This window comes from Martinezella sp. CNPSo 3732 (genome assembly GCF_057784515.1).
Genome location: NZ_JBXSOO010000001.1, coordinates 858198 through 876951, shown reverse-complemented (window position 1 = coordinate 876951; position 18754 = coordinate 858198). Strand labels below are relative to the sequence as shown.

Below are 18754 nucleotides of genomic sequence, written 5' to 3'. Positions count from 1 at the left end.
GGCCTACCAATTGCGGAACCGGGAAGGCGGCCTGTACAGGCCGCCGGAGGCAAGCATCAGATCCTTGATGGAATGCGCAGCCAGCAGGCTGCGATCGGCATCCAAGGGATCAATTCCAAGGTCTTCGGGACGCTGGATGACTTTGCGCTGACGTAGGTGCTCCACCATCTTGCGGTCTCGGGCACGGCCGACTTCGGTGTAACCGGCAACGCCGCGGATCGCCTGTTCCCGCTCTTGCCCGTCATGGCACAGCAGCAGATTGGCGATCCCCTCTTCCGTCACGATATGGGTCACGTCATCACCGTAAACCATCACGGGGGCCAGATCGAGCTGCAGCTTGTCGGCCAGATCCAGGGCGGCCAGACGCTCGACGAACATCGGCACCATGCCATCGCCGAAGGTTTCGCCGATCTGGACGACCAGTTTGCGGCCCCGGCGCAGGGCAGGGGTAGCTGCGGCGGGGTCGGCTTCGCGGCCCGCACGCAGCCAGGCTTCGCTCGGATGGCGCCGGCCCCGCGCGTCCGATCCCATATTGGGGGCGCCGCCAAAGCCGGCGACCCTGCTGCCGGTCACGGTCGAACTGTTGCCGGAAAGGTCGATCTGCAGCGTCGAGCCGATGAACATGTCGCAGGCATAGAGGCCGGCGGTCTGGCAGAAGGCGCGATTGGAACGCAGCGAGCCGTCAGGCCCGGTGAAAAAAATGTCGGGGCGGGCCCGCATATAGTCTTCCATGCCCACTTCGGAGCCGAAGCAATGGATCTGCTCCACCCATCCGGCCTCGATGGCGGGGATCAGAGTGGGATGAGGGTTCAGTGCCCAGTGCGTGCAGACCCTGCCCTTCAATCCCAGTCGTTCGCCATAGGTCGGCAGCAGCAGTTCGATGGCCGCGGTGTTGAAGCCGATCCCATGGTTCAGACGACGCACGCCATAGGGCACATACAGCCCCTTGATCGCCAGCATTGCCGTCAGGATTTGCGTTTCGGTAATCGCCGCCGGATCGCGCGTGAACAGTGGCTCCACATAGAAGGGCCGCTTGGCATCCACGACGAAATGAACCTGGTCGGCGGGAATGTCGACGCGCGGCACGCGATCGACGATCTCGCCCACCTGGGCGACGACCAGTCCCTTGCCGAAGCTTGTGGCTTCCACGACCGTTGGCGTGTCTTCCGTATTCGGCCCGGTGTAGAGATTTCCCGCCTTGTCCGCGCTGACCGCGGCGATCAGCGCGACTTGTGGCGTCAGATCAATAAAGTAGCGGGCGAAGAGTTCCAGATAGGTGTGGACCGCACCCAGTTCGATCTGGCCGCCGAACATCATACGCGCGATGCGGGCCGACTGCGGGCCGGAATAAGAAAAATCGAGCCGCCGGGCAACGCCGCTTTCGAAAATATCGAGATGCTCCGGCAAGACCACACCCGATTGCACCATATGCAGGTCGTGTATCTTCGCGACATCGACCTTGGACAGCGCCTTGGCCAACAGGTCGGCCTGCTTCTGATTGTCACCTTCGAGGCAAACACGATCTCCAGGCTTCATGATCGCTTCCAGAAAGGCGACGAGCTGCTGCGGGTCGACGAGCTTGCCGGCGGAGAAGCGCTGGCCGGCTTCGAGACGCGCCAGCCTGTCGCGACCTTTTGTATTCCAATCAAGCATTTGATTGCCCTTTGTATGCGCAGGAGCGTGTTCCTGGAAATATAATGTACACACAATTGCGAAAACAGCAACAACGTGTATTTTAAAATCGTCGTGCGGTTTATCTGTATGCATTGGAGGAGGAAAAATGTTGAGCTTGTATTTCTATGGAAGCGCATGCGGGGAGGATCGCTCATGATGATCTCCGGTGTCGCAATGCTTGCCCTTTGCACCCTCTTGGGGAGCATTCTCGGTGATCTCCTGGGGGTGGCGCTTGGCGTGAAGGCGAATGTCGGCGGTGTCGGCATTGCCATGATCCTGCTCATCGCCACGCGGCTTTGGCTGAGCAGGCGGGGCTTGTTGACGCTGCCGCTCAAACTCGGTGTCGAGTTCTGGGGCGCCCTCTACATTCCAATCGTCGTTGCCATGGCCGCTCAACAGAATGTGCTGGTGGCCGCGCGCAGCGGTCCGCTGGTGCTGATCGCCGGCATCGTGACGGTGTTCGTTTGTTTCGCGACCGTCGCCCTGATGAGCCGCATCGGCGAGAGAGGCGAAACGATGGACGAAATCGAAGCGAAGGCCAGGGGTGAGCTTGCCACCTCCGGCAATCCGGTCTGAGGGAGGCCGCGCCATGGAGATCTTGAAGCATGACTTGACCGCCAACAGCCTCCTCACCGCATTTGCGATCGTTGGATTGGTCATGTGGCTGTCCAATGCCATCTCGAAACATGTCCTGTTTGGCCGCGTCCACGGCTCGGCCATAGCAATCGTCCTGGGGCTTGCTGCGGCCTTTGCTGCAGGTCTGTGGACCGGGGGCGAGAAGGGGGTGGTGGATATTCCCATCCTCAGTGGCATCGGTCTGATGGGCGGAGCCATGCTGCGCGATTTCGCCATCGTCGCCACGGCCTTTGAGGTTGATGTCGGCCAAGCACGCAAAGCTGGCGCTGTCGGTGCGCTTGCCCTGGGCCTCGGCACCGTTCTTCCGTTCATTGTCGGCTCGTTGCTGGCGGTCGCTTTCGGTTACACGGACGCCGTATCCATAACGACGATCGGCGCCGGTGCCGTTACCTACATCGTGGGACCTGTCACAGGAGCAGCTCTGGGCGCAAGCTCGGCCGTGATCGCGCTGTCGATTGCGACCGGTGTTTTCAAGGCAGTCCTTGTCATGGTCGGAACCCCGATCGTGGCCAAGGCGATCGGTCTCGACAATCCCCGCAGCGCCATGGTGTTCGGTGGCCTGATGGGAACCGTCAGCGGCGTGTCCGGCGGCTTGGCGGCGACCGATCGCCGTCTCGTCCCCTATGGCGCACTGACGGCCACCTTTCATACGGGGCTGGGCTGCCTCGTTGCGCCTTCGATCCTCTACCTTGCCGTACGGGCGATTGCCGGCGGCTGAAACAATATGGGAAGCCCGTCGAACCGGTGCAGGAGAAGGCTCTTAGACGCCGCATCCTGCACGGGAACGCCAGACACGATTCGGCGCGCTCGGCGATACCTCAACACTTGCCGATCCGGCTGTTGTCGATGACCTTCTCGCCAACAGGCAAAACAGGCCGGATGCGGCGTGATGCTTCATATCGATTGCTATCTGTCGAATTGGATGGTGTAAAACTGAATTGTTGCCCGCCAAATCGGAAACAAGGTTTGAAATGACGGAATTTGACGAAGCTGGATCGATCGGTCAGCGCATTAAACTTGTGCTGATGGATGAGATTTCCTCCGGCGCCATAAGGCCCGGCACAAGCCTGGACGAGGCAACGCTCAGCAGCCGCTTCGGCGCATCCCGCACGCCGGTAAGGGACGCTCTCCGTCAACTGGAGGCGATCGGCCTGGTCGAGATTCGCCCGCGGCGAGGCGCAACCGTCCTGCCGCTGACCTTGCCGCGGCTGATGGAGATGTTCGAAGTGACCGCCGAGATGGAATGCATGTGCGTCCGTCTGGCGACCCATCGGATAACGGGCGTGGAGCGCGCGGTTCTGACCGAAATTCATGAGCGTTCCGAACTCGCGGCGAAGGCAGACGACTTCGAACAGTATGACAAGCTCAATTTGTCCTTCCACGAAACGCTGTATCGCGGTGCGCATAATGAATTTCTGTTTGATGAATTGATGAGGCTGCGGGCCAGACTTCTGCCGTTCCGCAGGACTCAGCTGCGGCAACCGAAGCGATTGACGGCTTCATTCCTTGAGCACGAGGCGATACTGCGCGCCATGATCCGGGGCGATGCGACGGAAGCAGCCCTGGTCATGCGCGAGCACATGCTGAATGCGGCTCTGGCATTGGCGCGCTATATGGAAATCGACGAGGCAGCCGAATGAACAGCCAAACGATTCCACCGTCGCGTAAGCTGTCCGGATCTCAGGATGCATCCGGCAGGCTGCTCAATCTATCCCAATCTGATCCCGCCCTAAAAGCTCGGGTCAATCACAGGAATTGCTACCGCCGCAGCTGGTTGATTTTAGCGGACTGAGCAGCATCCGAAGCACTTCCCAGTCTGCTGTGGCTCGTCGGCCTTCGAGGTATTTCGAGCGTAATGGTAAGGCCGCTGGCAGCGGGCAGTGACGCAAACACGCGACCGCCATGGCGCTCGATCGCCTGCCGGGCAATTGCAAGACCAAGACCGTATCCGTCTCCGGTCACGGCGTCGTTGCCGCGTGAAAAGGGCTGAAAGATGCGCTCCAGCTCGTCTCGCCTGACGCCCGGTCCCTGATCGGCGACGCGAACAGTGAGGACGCCGTCCTTTATCTCGCAAAGCACGGCTACGTGTGAGCGGGTATCCGTATATTTGACCGCGTTTCGCACGACATTTTCCAGCGCCCTGTAGATCAATTCCCCCTCGACTTCAGCCGGGAATGCGCCGCCGATGCTGGTGGTGATCGAAACATCGCGAGTCTGGGCCTCGAACGTCGCATCGGCCAGGATTTCGTTCAGGAGTTCGATGACATCGAGGGATTGGGTTTTCAACGGCATGCTTGAGGTGGCGGTCAGCCGGGCAAGTGTCAGGATTTCACCCACCAGCACATCAAGGCGCTCGACCTCCCGGTCCATACGGTCCAGCATGGCATCGAGTTTCGCGGGGCTCTGCCGCAGGACCCCTACGGCGGCCTGCAGGCGGGACAATGGCGAGCGCAATTCGTGAGACACATCGTGAAACAGCTGCTGCTGTGCGTCCTGAAGCTCCTGCAATCGCGCGGCGCTGGCATCGAAGTCATGCGCGAGCGCCGTGACCTCGTCCGTTCGTCCCGCCATCTTGTCGCCGATGCGGAAGTCGAAGCGGCCATTTGCAAGCGCGCTCAGGCCGTTTCGCAGATGCACGACAGGGCGGATGAGATATCGGGCGAGTGCACCGGCCGCGATCGTGCTCGAAATCAGGATCGTGAGCCACGGCAATATGGGAGCAAGGTTTTCAAAGGTGAAACTCATCGGCGTCGCTGCGAAAATTCGGTAGCAACTCCCGTCCTTCAAAACCGATCGTGTGTCCGCCGCGTTCTCCTGGGGGCATATATTGGCGTTCGCGGTCGTCGACACGGAAAGGCCAATCGGTTGCGTTTTTTCGCTGGTGAACACGAAACGTCTGGCGGCGTCCTCGCCATCCTCGGTCAGGATGTTTGCAGCAAGGTTGACGAGGAGCGCCCGCCTGTCCTGTTCCAGCTCACGTGCGAAGGGGACCGCCTGAATGAGCTTGACTGTAATTATCACGGCGCCCACGGTTGCTGCGAGCGTCAGCCAGATGATCGTGAAGAACTTCCAGAAGAGTTTTGGCATGGTCAATCCACGAGCAGTTGATAGCCCAAGCCTCGCACGGACTGGATCCAGGATTGCCCGTCCTCTCGCAGGCCGAGTTTCTGACGAACGCTGCTGATATGAACATCGATGCGGCGATCGAAGGGCGTAAGCGGCTTTCCGAACGCCTGCTTGGAAATGTCCTGCTTTGACACCAGCTGGCCGGCGTTGCGAGCAAGGACTTCCAGCAGACCGAACTCCGTGCCGGTCAACTCGAGCGGCTCGCCGCACCATTCGGCGCTTCTTTTGCCCGGATGGATCACGAGCCGACCTGCTTTTACGGCGTCAATCGACGCAGCTGCCGGCTGATGCGTCCGCCGCAAGATCGCACGCAGCCTCGCCGCAAGTTCGCCCGGCGAGCACGGCTTCGGCACATAATCGTCGGCACCGAGGTTCAGGCCGGATATCCTGTCGATGTCGTCGCCTCTTGCCGTCAGCATCAGCACGGGGATCTGGCTGAGCTTGCGGATACGCTGCAGAACCTCGATCCCGTTCATCCGGGGCATCATGATATCGAGGACGATGATGTCGACCGTATTTGCCGCGGCGGCCGCAATAGCCGCGCGCCCATCCGTGTCGGTTGCGACGTCATATCCTTCCTCAATGAGATATTCCCGCAAAAGCATCGTTAGCTCGACATCATCGTCGATGAGAAGAACCTTGCTCATTCACCCTGTCCATCGTTCATATCGGCAACGCATACAGTATAAAGACAATGCTCAGGCCAAGTTTTACATAACTTAACACTCACTTGACCGCACTTAACATTCGTTCGGCTACTGATTGACGCCGATGAGCTGTGATCGATTGCTCGAATGGGAACAGCTCGCGCTCCTGTCAGGAACCGCAAGGAATGCATTGTTGAAAAAGTCGTCCATAGGATTCGCAGCCGCGTTTGTCGCGGCTGCGCTTCTCCTTTCCCTTCCCTTCCGAAATGCCGTGGCGGAACAGGCCGCAGCGCCCGCTCTGACCGTTTCCCTCGCCGCACCAGAGCTGCGGAGCTGGCCTGAAACCGTCCCGGCGAGCGGCTGGCTGAAATCATGGCAGGACGCAATCATCGCCTCGGAAACGAGTGGCCTGCGCATCACGGACGTTCTGGTCGATGTCGGATCCGTGGTGAAGAGGGGACAGACGCTGGCGCGGCTATCGCAGGACAGTGTTCTGGCCGAGCTTCGTAAACAGGAAGCTGCTGTGGCGACGGCCAAGGCTAGTCTTGCCAAAGCCACGGCCAATGCGGATCGGGCGCGGCAACTTCGCACATCCGGTGCCTTGTCGGCCGAGAAGATCACCGAATATTTCGCTGACGAGCAGACCGCAACCGCAAGCCTTGCATCCGAGGAAGCGGCGCTCGACAGCGAAAAGATCAAGCTTGGGCAAACGACGATTACCGCCGTGGACGATGGCTTGATAACCTCGCGTTCAGCCGATCTCGGTGCGGTCGTCTCCACCGGCACCGAGTTGTTTCGCATGGTTCGCCAGCAGCGTGTTGAATGGCAGGCGGAAGTGTCGGCACGCTACCTTCCTAGCATTTCGGAAGGCTTGAAGGCCATCATCAACGGCCCTGACGGTCGCCGGATCGAGGGCAGGGTACGGCTGGTCGGGCCATCGGTGAGCACCGATACTAGCCGCGCAATCATCTATGTCGCGCTACCCACAGATATGCAGCCGCGGATCGGATTCTACGTCACGGGCAGCATAGAGCTGCGGACGACGCCGGCCATGACTGTTCCTGAAACGGCGATCGTTTTCCGTGACGGGCTCAATTACGTTTTCACGGCCAGCGATGACAGCCGGGTGCGGCGGATACGGGTGGAAACAGGCCGTCGCAACAATGGCGAGGTCGAGATCGTGTCCGGCCTGGACCGGTCTGCAAAGGTCGTAACGTCGGGCGGCGCGTTCCTGTCGGACAATGATCTTGTCAAGATTGCGGAGACGAACTGATGAATTTCTCAGCATGGTCTATTCGTAATCCCGTGCCGGCGATTTTGCTGTTCGTGATGCTTGGCTTCGGTGGACTCTGGGCATTCAAGCAGCTGGCGATCCAGAACTTCCCGGACATGGATCTTCCGACCATAAATATCTCCGCTACGCTCGATGGTGCTGCACCGACGCAGCTCGAGACGGAAGTCGCCCGCACCATCGAGGACAGTCTTGCCACGCTGAGCTATCTCGATCACATCACGACGACGATCACCGACGGCACCGTATCGATCAAGGTCTCCTTCAAACTGGACAAGGACAGCGAGGCGGCTCTCAACGAGGTCCGCAATGCCGTCGATAGCGTCAAAGCCGACTTGCCGGCGCAAATGGAGACGCCGAGTGTCACAAAGAGTACCGTCCAAAGCTCCGCGCTAGTCACCTATGCGGTCCGCTCGACCAATCTTAACGAGACCGAGTTGTCCTGGTTCGTCGACAACGATCTGACCAAGGCGCTGCTATCGGTGCCGGGGGTCGGTCAGGTCAACCGTATTGGCGGCATAGATCGTGAAGTTCATGTGGATCTCGATCCATCGACCATGGCATCGCTCGGGGTTACCGCGGCGACCGTGTCGTCGCAGCTCAAGGCCGTGCAGGCCGATACGTCGGGCGGTCTTGGCGAAATCGGGGAAGCGCGGCAGACCCTGCGAACGCTTGGAAACCTCCCGTCCGTCGAAGCGCTGAGGGCGCTTAGGATTCCGTTGGCAAACGGGCAAGCCGTGCGTCTCGACGATATCGCATCGGTCAGGGACAGTTTTGCGTCTCGAACGTCGATGGCCTATCTCGATGGCAAACCGATCGTGGCGGTCGAGATCAAGCGCTCGAAAGGCTTTTCAGATAGCGGGGTCGCTGCAGCTGTTGATGTGGCGATAAAGAAATTCACCGCAGCTCATTCCAATGTGCAAATCGATCAGGCCTATAGCACGATCGGACCGATCATGGAGAATTACCATGGCTCGATGCACATGCTCTACGAGGGCGCCATCCTCGCGATCGTCGTTGTCTGGATTTTCCTTCGGGATTGGCGCGCGACAATTCTGTCGGCGGTGGCGCTGCCCTTGTCGGTGATTCCGACATTTCTCGCCATGTATTTTGCCGGTTTCAGCCTCAACATCATCACGCTGCTTGCCCTATCATTGGTGGTCGGTATCCTCGTGGACGATGCCATCGTCGAAATCGAAAACATTGCCCGCCATCTGCAAATGGGCAAGCGGCCGATCGATGCCGCGATGGAGGCCGCCAACGAAATTGGCCTCGCCGTCATCGCAACCACCTTTACGCTCGTTGCGGTCTTCCTGCCGACGGCTTTCATGGGCGGTATTCCGGGGCTTCTGTTCCGGCAGTTCGGGATTACCGCTGCGGTCGCGGTCCTTGCCTCTCTTGTCGTCGCTCGCCTGCTGACGCCTATGATGGCGGCCTATTTCATGAAGGCCTATCCATCCGAGGAGAAGGACGGCCGCATCATGCGCACCTATATGAGGATCGCGAAGGCTGCCCTGAATTACAGAAAGACCACCGTTGCGATAACGGTTGTCATCGTCGGGCTTTCGCTTTCGACCATTCCCTTCCTGAAGTCCGGTTTCCTGCCCGCTTCGGATGACGCCCGTACGCAGATCACGCTGACGATGCAACCCGGCTCCACCATCCAGCAGACCGCTGCAATGACCCGCAAGGCCGCCGATATTGTTGGCGAGCTGCCTGATGTCACGCATGTCTTCTCCTCGGTTGGTTCTTCATCTTCCGGTGGCGGGATCGACAGCAGTTCCACGAGTGATGTCGCCTCCTCGACGATCGTGGTCGTCCTGACGCCGATCTCCGAGCGGGATCGAAAACAGTCGGAAATCGAGAACAATATCCGGCAGGCACTGTCGGCCCTTCCGGGAGTACGTGTGGAGGTTGGCAGTGGTGGTAATGGCACCAAGCTCGAAATCACTCTTGCTGGTGATGACGCCGGCGTGCTCGACAGCGCGGGCACGGCGCTGGAGGAACAGCTTCGCACGCTTCGGGGGATCGGCGCGGTCACATCGACGGCGGCCAGACAAGCCCCTGAAATCCAGATTACGCCCGATTTTGCACGCGCCGCCGCGCTCGGCATAACGTCCAACGCGATCGCCAGCGCCGTACGCGTGGCGACGAACGGGGAGTATTCCTCAGATCTGCCGAAGCTCACCTTGCCGCAGCGTCAGATCCCGATCGTCGTTCGTTTCTCGCCGGAAACGCGCACCAATCTCGACGATATTAGGAATATGCGTGTGGTGGGGACGAATGGCAGCGTCGATCTCGGATCGATAGCCGACATCCGCATCGGTGGCAGTCCCTCGGAGATCGACCGGATCGACCGCATGCGCAATGTCACGGTTTCCGTCGAGCTCAACGGCCGCATTCTGGGCGACGTCAACCGCGAGGCGCAGGCATTGCCGGCGCTCAAGCATCTGCCGCAGGGTGTCACGCTGGTGGAGCAGGGGGAGTTGCAGCGCAGCTCGGAGCTGTTTCAGAGTTTCGGCCTTGCCATGGCGATCGGCATCTTCTGCATCTATGCGGTCCTCGTCCTGTTGTTCCACGATTTCCTGCAGCCGCTCACGCTTCTGATGGCCCTGCCGCTCTCGCTTGGAGGTGCGCTGTTGCCACTGGTGCTGACGGGAATCAGCTTCTCGATGGCGGCCGTCATCGGGTTGCTTATGCTGATGGGCGTGGTGACGAAGAATTCCATCCTGCTGATCGAATATGCGATCATGTCGCGACGGCAAGGCATGTCCAGGTTCGACGCGCTTATCGATGCATGTCACAAGCGCGCGCGGCCGATTGTCATGACAACCGTTGCCATGGCGTCGGGCATGCTTCCCGTCGCCCTCAGCCTGACGGGCGGCGATTCAAGCTTCCGTCAGCCGATGGCGATCGTCGTGATCGGCGGCGTGACGATGTCGACGCTGCTCAGCCTCATCGTCATCCCCGTCATTTTCACCTTCGTCGATGACCTGGAAACAATCCTGAAGCGGCTCCTGCGTCGGATCGGCCTGTCCCCCGAAAGTGCCACAGAAGCTCCTGCTCCCGTGGACCGCGGAGCCGTTGCATTCCGGCCCGATCATGCACGGCGCGGACATGGTCATGGCTGACCGCCGCTTTCGGAGAAGCGCGGCTGGGGCGGCGGTCTTCGGCAGTTCTTGGCGATCATGAGTTCGAGCGTCGGCAATGACCGCGATAGCCGGATTGGCGATAGAGGAAATTCATGAGTTTAACGATCGTCCCCGATATCTTGGTCGTTGATAACGACGACAAGATTCGCCACCTTCTGAGCGAACACCTTGGCGACCAAGGCTTCCGCGTCAGGACGGCAAGCAATCTTCATGGGTGCAGGGAGATTCTTGCTCGGTGTCCTCCCGATCTCATAATTTTGGAGGTCATGCTGCCCGACGGATCGGGTCTCGATCTCTGCCGCGATTTGCAGAACCATCACAGTCGGGTTCCCGTCATTTTGTTGACAGTGCTGAAGGAGGACATCGATCGTATCCTCGGCCTCGAGATCGGCGCCGACGATTATCTCTGCAAGCCGTTCAATCCTCGCGAGTTGACGGCGCGCATCCGTGCCGTCTTGCGTCGCATGAATTTTAGAGCGCCACCGGCGTCTCAGGCGAAGTGTTTTCAGTTTGCGGACATCATACTTGATCCGCAGCGTAGCCGGATAACAAGGAGCAACGGCGAGCCGATCGCGCTGACCGGAGCCGAATTTGATCTTCTCAGGGCCTTTCTGGAGCGTCCCGGCCGGCTGCTGTCGCGTGATCAACTGCTCGACCTGACACAGAGACGTGACCGCGATCCAGCCGACCGCTCGATCGATGTTCTGATCAGCCGGCTGCGCCGCAAGCTCGGCGAAACGGCCGACGAGCCGATATTCAGAACGATCCGCAATGGCGGTTATCAGCTGACGGTCGCGGTAGCCGCGGTCGTGTCAGATTTTGAACCTGAAGTTCTCATCTGACACACTTGCCATGCCGGCATCATCATTGCCGTTCGTATGACTTCAGCCTCTTTCCCGAAGGGCATCGATGACGACGGAGAATGCGCGAAGATTCTGTCGGCGGCTGGGATAATAGAGATAATAGCCGGCGAATTTCGGACACCAGTCGTCGAGAACAAGCTGAAGCCGCCTCGCCTCCAGGTGGTGCTCGACATAGCTTTCCGGAACGTAGGCAATTCCGTGTCCGTCGAGAGCGGCCGATATCATCTCGCGATCGGTATTCAACGTGAGCTGGCCTTCGACCCTGACCCGAATCTCCTCTCCGTCCTTCTCGAACTCCCAGGCATAGAGACCGCCGATGCGGTCGAGGCGTCGGCGAATGCAGTTGTGGCGCATCAGTTCCTGCGGGGTCAGCGGTGCTGATCGGGTTCTAAAATACTCTGGAGAGCCGACCGCAACCAGCCTCCAGTCGGGGCCGATGCGTACCGCGATCATGTCCTTCTCGAGGCTTTCGCCAAGCCTGACGCCGGCATCGAACCCATCTTTGACGATGTTGCGGAAGCTGCCATCGACGCTGAGCTCAAGCTTGATATCAGGGTAATCGGCAAGGATGGACGACAATTTCGGCCACACGACACTTTCCATGGCGTGGTTGGAAAGGGTGATCCTGACGGTTCCGGCCGGCCGTTCCCGATAGACGGTCAACGCTTCGATGTCTGCTTCGATCTCGGCAATGCGGGGCGACAGGGATTGTTGCAGCCGTTCGCCCGCCTCGGTCAGCCCGACGCTTCTTGTCGTGCGTGTCAGCAGGCGCATGCCCAGACGTTCTTCAAGTTTCTTCACGGCATGACTGAGCGTCGATTGGGATGTGCCCAGCTTCGCGGCCGCCTTCGTGAAGCTCCGTTCCTCGGCGACGGCCAGGAATACCAGCAGTTCGTTGAAATTTTCCCGTGGCATAACCCTGTCCTATCCCAAATTCGTGGCGCATATTAATGTCAATTTTCGATAGGTTCATGCAAATTACCGTATCTAATCCGATTTATCGACCAGTGCTATCTGTTCTCCCGAATAGGAAACAGACAGGCGCAGTGCGCCCCGACGGGAGACCATGCCATGCTCGGAACAGTCCTTCATGCCCCCGGTGACATTCGTTGCGAGGAAGTCCCGGAACCGAAGATCGTCAAGCCGACCGACGCCATCATCAAGCTCTCGGCGTCCTGTGTCTGCGGTTCCGATCTCTGGCCGTACCGCGGCATCCAGGCGGTAACAGGCCCGCAGCATATGGGGCACGAATATTGTGGGGTGGTCGCGGAGGTCGGCAGCGAAGTGAAGACGATCCGGCCAGGCCAGTTCGTCGTCGGCTCGTTCTGCCTTTCGGACAACACATGTCCGCACTGTCGGTTTGGCTTTCAGTCTTCTTGCGAGCATCGCGAGTTCATGTCTGCTGCCCAGGCACCCTATGCACGGATCGCGCTTGCGGACGGAACCCTGGTTGCGACCGACACCATGCCGTCGGATGACTTGATCCCGAGCCTTCTTGCGGCCTCTGATGTTCTGGGCACGGGGTGGTATGCGGCGGATGCGGCACGCGTTACTCCGGGATGCACGGCGGTCGTGGTGGGCGACGGCGCTGTCGGGCTCATGGGTGTGCTCTCCGCCAAGCAGATGGGCGCCGGGCGCATCATTGCCATGAGCCGCCACAAGCAACGCCAGGAACTTGCGCTCGAATATGGTGCGACCGATATCGTCACCGAACGCGGCGATGCGGGCGTAGCGAAGATCAAGGAGCTGACAGGAGGGATCGGCGCCGATTCCGTTCTTGAATGCGTCGGTACGCAGGAATCCATGCTGCAGGCGATCAATAGCGCCCGACCCGGTGGCTCGATCGGCTATGTCGGCGTTCCGCATGGCGTCGAGCTCGACGGGCAGATGCTGTTCTTCCAGCAGAAGAACCTGCTCGGCGGCCCGGCTCCGGTGCGTCGCTTCCTCCCCCACCTCATCGATCTCATCATGACCCGTCGAATCAATCCCGGAAAGGTCTTCGATCTGACGGTTCCCCTTGCCGATGTCGCGCATGGTTACAAGGCCATGGATGAGCGCCGGGCCATCAAGGCGCTGCTCAGGATGTGAGGAGCTGGCCATGAAGGAAAGACAATTCATCGCCGCGGCGAGCGCCTCAGCGACCATCGAAACTATCCGCTGAACAGCGCGTTTCGAGCAACTTTGGACAATTGATATGGAAACTACCTATGACCGCGCCGTCGAGCGTGCGGCCAGCCCATGGGCTGCGATCATCTGCATGACGCTGATGACCTTCACCCTCGTCGCTTCCGAGTTCCTGCCCGTCAGCCTGCTGACCCCGATCGCCGAAGAGCTTGGCATTACCGCCGGCCAGGCGGGGCAGGCGATTTCCGTTTCCGGATTTTTCGCGGTCGTCACCAGCCTGTTCAGCAACACGGTGCTGTGGCGGCTGGATCGCCGGACGGTGGTCCTGTCCTATACGATCGTGATGGTGCTCTCGGGCCTGGCGATCACATTCGCGCCGAACTATCTCGTCTTCATGCTCGGTCGCGCGCTGATCGGCATCGCGATCGGGGGCTTCTGGTCGCTGTCCACCTCCATCGTCGCGCGCATCACTGCCGAACAGGACGTTCCAAAGGCTCTTGCCATGCTGCAGGGCGGCACTGCTCTGGCCACGGTCGTCGCTCAGCCGTTGGGAAGCTTCCTCGGTGGATTGATCGGCTGGCGCGGTGCCTTCTTCATCGTCGTTCCGGTCGGCATCATCGCCTTTTTCTGGCAGATCTTAGCCTTGCCGCGAATGCCGGGCGGCTCGAAGAATGCCGGGAGCGGCCCGCTCGGGCTGTTGCGAAACCGCGTCTTTGCCATCAGCATGGCTGCCATGTCCTTCTTCTTCATGGGCCAGTTCGCACTATCGACCTATCTTCGGCCGGTTCTTGGAGAGGTGACGAGGCTCGATGTGAATGAGCTGTCGGTCGTTCTCCTCGGCATCGGCCTGTTCGGCCTGCTAGGCACGTCCTTGATCGGCTTCCTGCTGCGAGCGCATCTGGATGCCGTCCTCGCCGGATTCCCGGCGGCGCTCACTGCGATCGCTCTGCTGCTGATCCCGTTTGCACCTTCGGGTATTGCGATTGCCGCACTCCTCTGCCTGTTCGGGTTCTTTGCCACGCCCATTCCGGTTGCCTGGAACACATGGATGACCCGCGCCATCCCGGACAAACTCGAGGCCGGCGGCGGGCTGCTGGTGGCGCTGATCCAGGCGGCAATCACCGCCGGTGCCTTCACAGGCGGGCTCCTGTTCGACGGTGTCGGCTGGTGGAGCCCATTCGCCTACAGCGGCGTTCTGTTTCTGGCGGCCGCCATCATTCCGTTCACCGCAAGACGGACCGAGTGACCTGGGACAGATGTCCAGGCCGGGATCAGCCCGCGACGTGCAACATGCGCCTTTATTCAGGCTGTGGTCGATATCAGCTATGACTGCAAAATATGCTTGCGGGTCAGCTCCTTGAGCATATCGACGTCGCGCCTCTCTATTGCGTCGATCATCTGCTGGTGCTCGCGGCCGGACTGCTCGATACGAGCTCGGGTTCGCCATTGTGACACCGGTGCCGACGAGGTGCGTTGCCGGATTTCGGTGATGAGCTCGACAAGCTCCTGATTTCCCGCAAGTACCAGCAGGTATCGGTGAAAAGCGAGGTTGGCTTCGTAAAGTTCGAGCATGGTGCCATTGAGCACCAGATCGTCGAAGCGCGAAGCCAGCGCGCGCAAATTGGCAATATCCGCATCGCCGGCATTAGCGACGATCCGATCGCTGATCGCCACTTCGAGGATCACGCGGATATCGCTTACTTCCTGGGCGCGGCGACCGTCCTGCTCGTGCACGTGATAGCCGCGATTGGGAATGTGCTCGACAAGCCGCTTTTGCACGAGGCGGTCGAGCGCGCGCCGCACCTGCGGCCGCGTGCAGTTGTACCGACGCTCCAGATCGATCTGCTTCAGCCATGTTCCCGGTGGGAGCCTGCCGGCGAGGATGTCCTGGATAATGAGCTCGGTCACATCGGGCATATCTTCGTGCGACGGCGCTGCCGCTTCAGCTTCCAGCGAGTTCATGCAGCTCTCCCAGACCTTCCCAAGTTGGCGATGACTATCATAGCTCCGCATTTTTCAACAACGACACTCGTCGGCGTAGCTGAAAAAATATTCATGCTCATCTCTTGCGCATCCGTTCTTATTGGCACATAAATTGGTACCAATTTAGTATCCATTATGTGAGGCGGATAGCAAGTCCATGCAAAATTCCGATGCGGTCTGGGACATCGTCGAAAAGAAAAGCGCCGAATTCTTCGCGCTCAGCGATCGGATCTGGGACACTCCGGAAACGAATTACCTGGAATACCGATCCGCCGAAGAACATGCCGAGATGCTTGAGCGTCAGGGGTTTCGCGTCGAGCGCGGCATCGCCGGCCTGCCGACGGCCGTCATGGGCGAGGCGGGCGACGATGGCCCTGTCATCGCGATCCTCGGCGAGTTCGATGCACTGCCCGGATTGAGCCAGGAAGCCGGTGTCGCGGAAGAGCGGCCGCTGATCGACGGCGGCAATGGCCATGGCTGCGGCCATAACATGCTGGGCGCCGGCTCGATGCTTGCCGCAGCCGCAGTCAAGGATTTCCTCGCGGAAAACGGCCTGAAGGGCAGGGTGCGCTATTACGGCTGCCCGGCCGAGGAGGGTGGCTCCTCCAAGGGCTTCATGGTTCGCGCCGGCGTTTTCGATGATGTCGATATCGCGATCTCCTGGCATCCAGCGGCCTTTGCCGGCGTCAACAATCCCATTTCGCTTGCCTGCAACGAGATCAATTTCCACTTTTTCGGCCGCGCCTCGCACGCGTCGGCAACGCCTCATCTTGGCCGCAGCGCGCTTGATGCGGTCGAGCTGATGAATGTCGGCGTCAATTACATGCGCGAGCACATGCCGTCGACGGCCCGCATCCACTATGCCGTCACCGATACCGGCGGTGCAGCCCCCAATGTGGTGCAGGCGCGCGCCACCGTGCGTTATCTCGTGCGGGCACGGACCCTGCCGGAACTCCTTTCGCTGGTCGCCCGCGTCAAGAAGGTTGCCGAGGGTGCCGCCTTGATGACGGAGACGACGGTTCGCAGCGAGATCATCAGCGGCGACGCCAATCTCGTCGGCAATACACCGCTCGAGGAATGCATGTTCGCGCAGCTGGATCGGCTCGGGCCGCCCGTGTTTGACGACGCGGATCGCGAGACCGCGCTGAAATTTCAGCAGACCTTCAGCGCAGAGGATATTGCCGCTTCCTACGGCCGGTTTGCGCTGAAGCCGAAGAAGGGCCAGGCGCTCTGCGAGGAAATCTTTCCGTTGAACGCCGGCGATGGCACTCTGGTCGGTTCGACCGACGTCGGAACGGTCAGCTGGGTCGTCCCGACCGTGCAGATGCGCGGCGCCACCTATGCGATCGGCACGCCCGGCCACTCCTGGCAGCTCGTCGCGCAGGGCAAGCTGCCTGCCGCTCATAAGGGTACCGAACATGCCGCCAAGGTGATGGCGAGCACGGCCGCCGAACTCATCCGCAATCCCGCGCTCATCGCGGCCGCCAAGGAAGATCACAAGACACGACTCGAAGGCACGCCCTTCGTCAATCCGATCCCGGACGATGTCGAGCCGCCGCTGCCGGAGAAGGCCAATGGCTGAGGCCGGTCTGAAGCCCGATCGAGCGCGCTTGATGGCGCATATCGGCGAATTTGCGCGCCGGGTAAAGCTGTCGGGCACGGCCGAAGAGCTGGAAAGCTTCCGCTATCTCCAGGCTGAGATGGACGGCTTTGGCTATCGCACGCAGCTTCTGACGCATGATGCCTTCATCAGTCTGCCAGGCGCCGCCACGGTTGGGATCGATGGCGGTAGCCTTCGTTGCATCACGCATTCCATGTCGGTCTCGACTTCAGCTGCGGGGGTAACCGGCAATCTCATCCATGTCGGCGAGGGAACCGAAGCCGATTTCGCGGGCAAGGATGTTGCGGGCAAGATCGTTCTGGTCGATGGTATCGCCACCGAAGAAGTGGCCGCTCTTGCGAGTGCTTTCGGGGCGCTCGGCGAACTTCACATCAGCCCGAACGAACATCTCTACGAGATGTGCGTCTCGCCGGTCTGGGGCAGCCCATCGCAACACACGCGCGATAGGCTGCCGACGACGGTCATCTGCTCGATCGCGAGGGGTGATGGCGACCGCCTGCGCGACAGGCTTGCGCGCGGAGAGGCGGTGACTGCAACGCTATGCGCGGACGTCGATACGGGTTGGCGCAAGACGCCGCTGCTTGTTGCCGAGCTTCAACCGAAAGGCGACGATGCGCCTTTTGTCCTGTTTTCCGGCCATCACGATACCTGGCATTTCGGGGTCATGGACAATGGCGGCGCCAACGCGACGATGCTCGAGGCGGCGCGCCTGCTCGCGCTTCGTGCCTCCGAATGGCGCCGGGGCTTGCGGATATGCTTCTGGTCCGGTCATTCCCATGGCCGCTATTCCGGCTCTGCCTGGTACGCGGACGAGTATTTCGACGAACTCGATCGCCGCTGCGCCGTCCATGTCAATGTCGATTCCACCGGCGGCGAGGGCGCAACAGTCCTCACCAATTCCGGCGTCATCGATGAGCTCAGGCCTTTGGCTGCGGATGTGATCGAGCGTGTGACCGGACAGAAACACGCCGGCAGGCGTCATGGCCGGGCTGCGGACCAGTCCTTCTGGGGCGTCGGCATTCCCTCGATGTTCGGCAGCCTCAGCCATCAGCCGCCGGGGCCTGTCAAGATGCTGACGGCGCTCGGATGGTGGTGGCATACGCCGCACGACACCGCCGAACATATCGATCCGGACAATCTTTGCCGGGATACGGCGATTGTTCTCGAGGTTCTCTGGCGGCTGCTGACTTTGCCCATCCTGCCGCTGGATTACACTCAATATGCCGCCTCCCTCGACGAACAGGTCGGGCAATTGCAGGCAGCGCTTGCCGGCCGTCTCGATATCTCCGGCCTAGCCCAGGCTGTCGAAGACTTGCGCGTCAACGCAAATTCGCTTCTGCAGGTGAGGGATCCCACGCCGGAAAAAGCGGCGCGGATCGATGCCTCGCTGATGCGCGCAGGGCGGCATCTGGTGCCGCTGAACTATACGAGCGGCGAGCGTTTTCATCCCGATTCCGCGCTCCCGCACGTCGCCTGGCCATCTCTGGAAGGGCTGCGCGCGCTGGCGAGACTGGATGAGGGTGCGCCAGATACCGCTTTTTACGTCGTTCACGCGCGTCAGACGAGAAATCGCGTCGCTCACGCGCTGCGGGAAGCCAATGCCGCCCTGCGAACGGCCCTGGAAAACTGACGCCGAG

Annotated in this window: 15 protein-coding genes; 10 read left to right on the top strand and 5 right to left on the bottom strand. The window is 60.4% G+C overall.

The window, feature by feature from the left end; translation table 11 throughout:
- Window positions 1-3 precede the first annotated feature (3 nt).
- Complete coding sequence (gene mdcA / locus AC13RM_RS03965) at window positions 4-1653, bottom strand: malonate decarboxylase subunit alpha (protein ID WP_285170942.1); 1650 nt, start codon at window positions 1651-1653, stop codon at window positions 4-6.
- A gap of 174 nt (window positions 1654-1827) precedes the next feature.
- Between mdcA and madL the strand changes: the two genes are divergently transcribed.
- The 3 genes from madL to AC13RM_RS03950 all read left to right on the top strand — a co-directional run bounded on the left by madL (window position 1828) and on the right by AC13RM_RS03950 (window position 3950).
- On the top strand, window positions 1828-2250 hold the full coding sequence (gene madL / locus AC13RM_RS03960; RefSeq protein ID WP_095439008.1) for a malonate transporter subunit MadL: 423 nt from the start codon (window positions 1828-1830) through the stop codon (window positions 2248-2250).
- 13 nt (window positions 2251-2263) lie between these two features.
- Window positions 2264-3028: a malonate transporter subunit MadM gene (gene madM / locus AC13RM_RS03955; RefSeq protein ID WP_113232473.1), complete on the top strand. Its 765-nt coding sequence runs from the start codon at window positions 2264-2266 to the stop codon at window positions 3026-3028.
- 253 nt (window positions 3029-3281) lie between these two features.
- Window positions 3282-3950 (top strand): GntR family transcriptional regulator, encoded by a 669-nt coding sequence (locus AC13RM_RS03950; protein ID WP_069614115.1) that lies wholly within the window; start codon window positions 3282-3284, stop codon window positions 3948-3950.
- Window positions 3951-4068: 118 nt separating this feature from the next.
- On the opposite strand, the gene AC13RM_RS03945 is transcribed toward AC13RM_RS03950, so the two are convergent.
- Window positions 4069-5397, bottom strand: a complete 1329-nt coding sequence (locus AC13RM_RS03945) for a HAMP domain-containing sensor histidine kinase (protein ID WP_285170952.1) — start codon at window positions 5395-5397, stop codon at window positions 4069-4071.
- Window positions 5398-5399: 2 nt separating this feature from the next.
- Window positions 5400-6083: a response regulator gene (locus AC13RM_RS03940; RefSeq protein WP_374821013.1), complete on the bottom strand. Its 684-nt coding sequence runs from the start codon at window positions 6081-6083 to the stop codon at window positions 5400-5402.
- A 166-nt stretch (window positions 6084-6249) separates the two neighbouring features.
- Between AC13RM_RS03940 and AC13RM_RS03935 the strand changes: the two genes are divergently transcribed.
- From AC13RM_RS03935 to AC13RM_RS03925, 3 genes are all read left to right on the top strand, one after another.
- A complete protein-coding gene (locus tag AC13RM_RS03935; protein WP_374821246.1) occupies window positions 6250-7356 on the top strand; it encodes an efflux RND transporter periplasmic adaptor subunit in 1107 nt (368 codons plus the stop codon).
- On the top strand, window positions 7356-10505 hold the full coding sequence (locus AC13RM_RS03930) for an efflux RND transporter permease subunit (protein WP_440477665.1): 3150 nt from the start codon (window positions 7356-7358) through the stop codon (window positions 10503-10505). Before AC13RM_RS03935 ends, AC13RM_RS03930 begins: the two co-directional genes overlap by 1 nt.
- Window positions 10506-10618: 113 nt before the next feature.
- On the top strand, window positions 10619-11368 hold the full coding sequence (locus AC13RM_RS03925; RefSeq protein ID WP_440477666.1) for a response regulator: 750 nt from the start codon (window positions 10619-10621) through the stop codon (window positions 11366-11368).
- 42 nt (window positions 11369-11410) lie between these two features.
- On the opposite strand, the gene AC13RM_RS03920 is transcribed toward AC13RM_RS03925, so the two are convergent.
- Entirely contained in the window at window positions 11411-12304 is an 894-nt protein-coding gene (locus AC13RM_RS03920) for a LysR family transcriptional regulator (protein ID WP_488554591.1), read from the bottom strand.
- Between the two features lie 156 nt (window positions 12305-12460).
- On the opposite strand from AC13RM_RS03920, the gene AC13RM_RS03915 reads away from it, so the two are divergent.
- Window positions 12461-13477, top strand: a complete 1017-nt coding sequence (locus tag AC13RM_RS03915) for a zinc-dependent alcohol dehydrogenase family protein (RefSeq protein WP_113232465.1) — start codon at window positions 12461-12463, stop codon at window positions 13475-13477.
- Window positions 13478-13583: 106 nt separating this feature from the next.
- Entirely contained in the window at window positions 13584-14759 is a 1176-nt protein-coding gene (locus AC13RM_RS03910) for an MFS transporter (protein ID WP_113232464.1), read from the top strand.
- Between the two features lie 77 nt (window positions 14760-14836).
- Here the strand turns inward: AC13RM_RS03910 and AC13RM_RS03905 are convergent, their stop codons facing one another.
- The gene (locus tag AC13RM_RS03905; RefSeq protein ID WP_113232463.1) at window positions 14837-15475 is read right to left on the bottom strand and encodes a GntR family transcriptional regulator; all 639 of its coding nucleotides are present in this window, start codon (window positions 15473-15475) and stop codon (window positions 14837-14839) included.
- Window positions 15476-15653: 178 nt separating this feature from the next.
- Here AC13RM_RS03905 and AC13RM_RS03900 point away from each other — a divergent pair, with 178 nt between their 5' ends.
- Both AC13RM_RS03900 and AC13RM_RS03895 read left to right on the top strand, forming a co-directional pair.
- Window positions 15654-17078 (top strand): M20 family metallopeptidase, encoded by a 1425-nt coding sequence (locus AC13RM_RS03900; protein ID WP_113232462.1) that lies wholly within the window; start codon window positions 15654-15656, stop codon window positions 17076-17078.
- Window positions 17071-18747 carry a M28 family peptidase gene (locus AC13RM_RS03895; protein WP_488554590.1) on the top strand — a complete coding sequence of 559 codons (1677 nt, stop codon included), beginning with the start codon at window positions 17071-17073 and terminating at the stop codon, window positions 18745-18747. The genes AC13RM_RS03900 and AC13RM_RS03895 overlap by 8 nt, the downstream gene beginning before the upstream one ends.
- The last annotated feature ends 7 nt before the right edge of the window (window positions 18748-18754 follow it).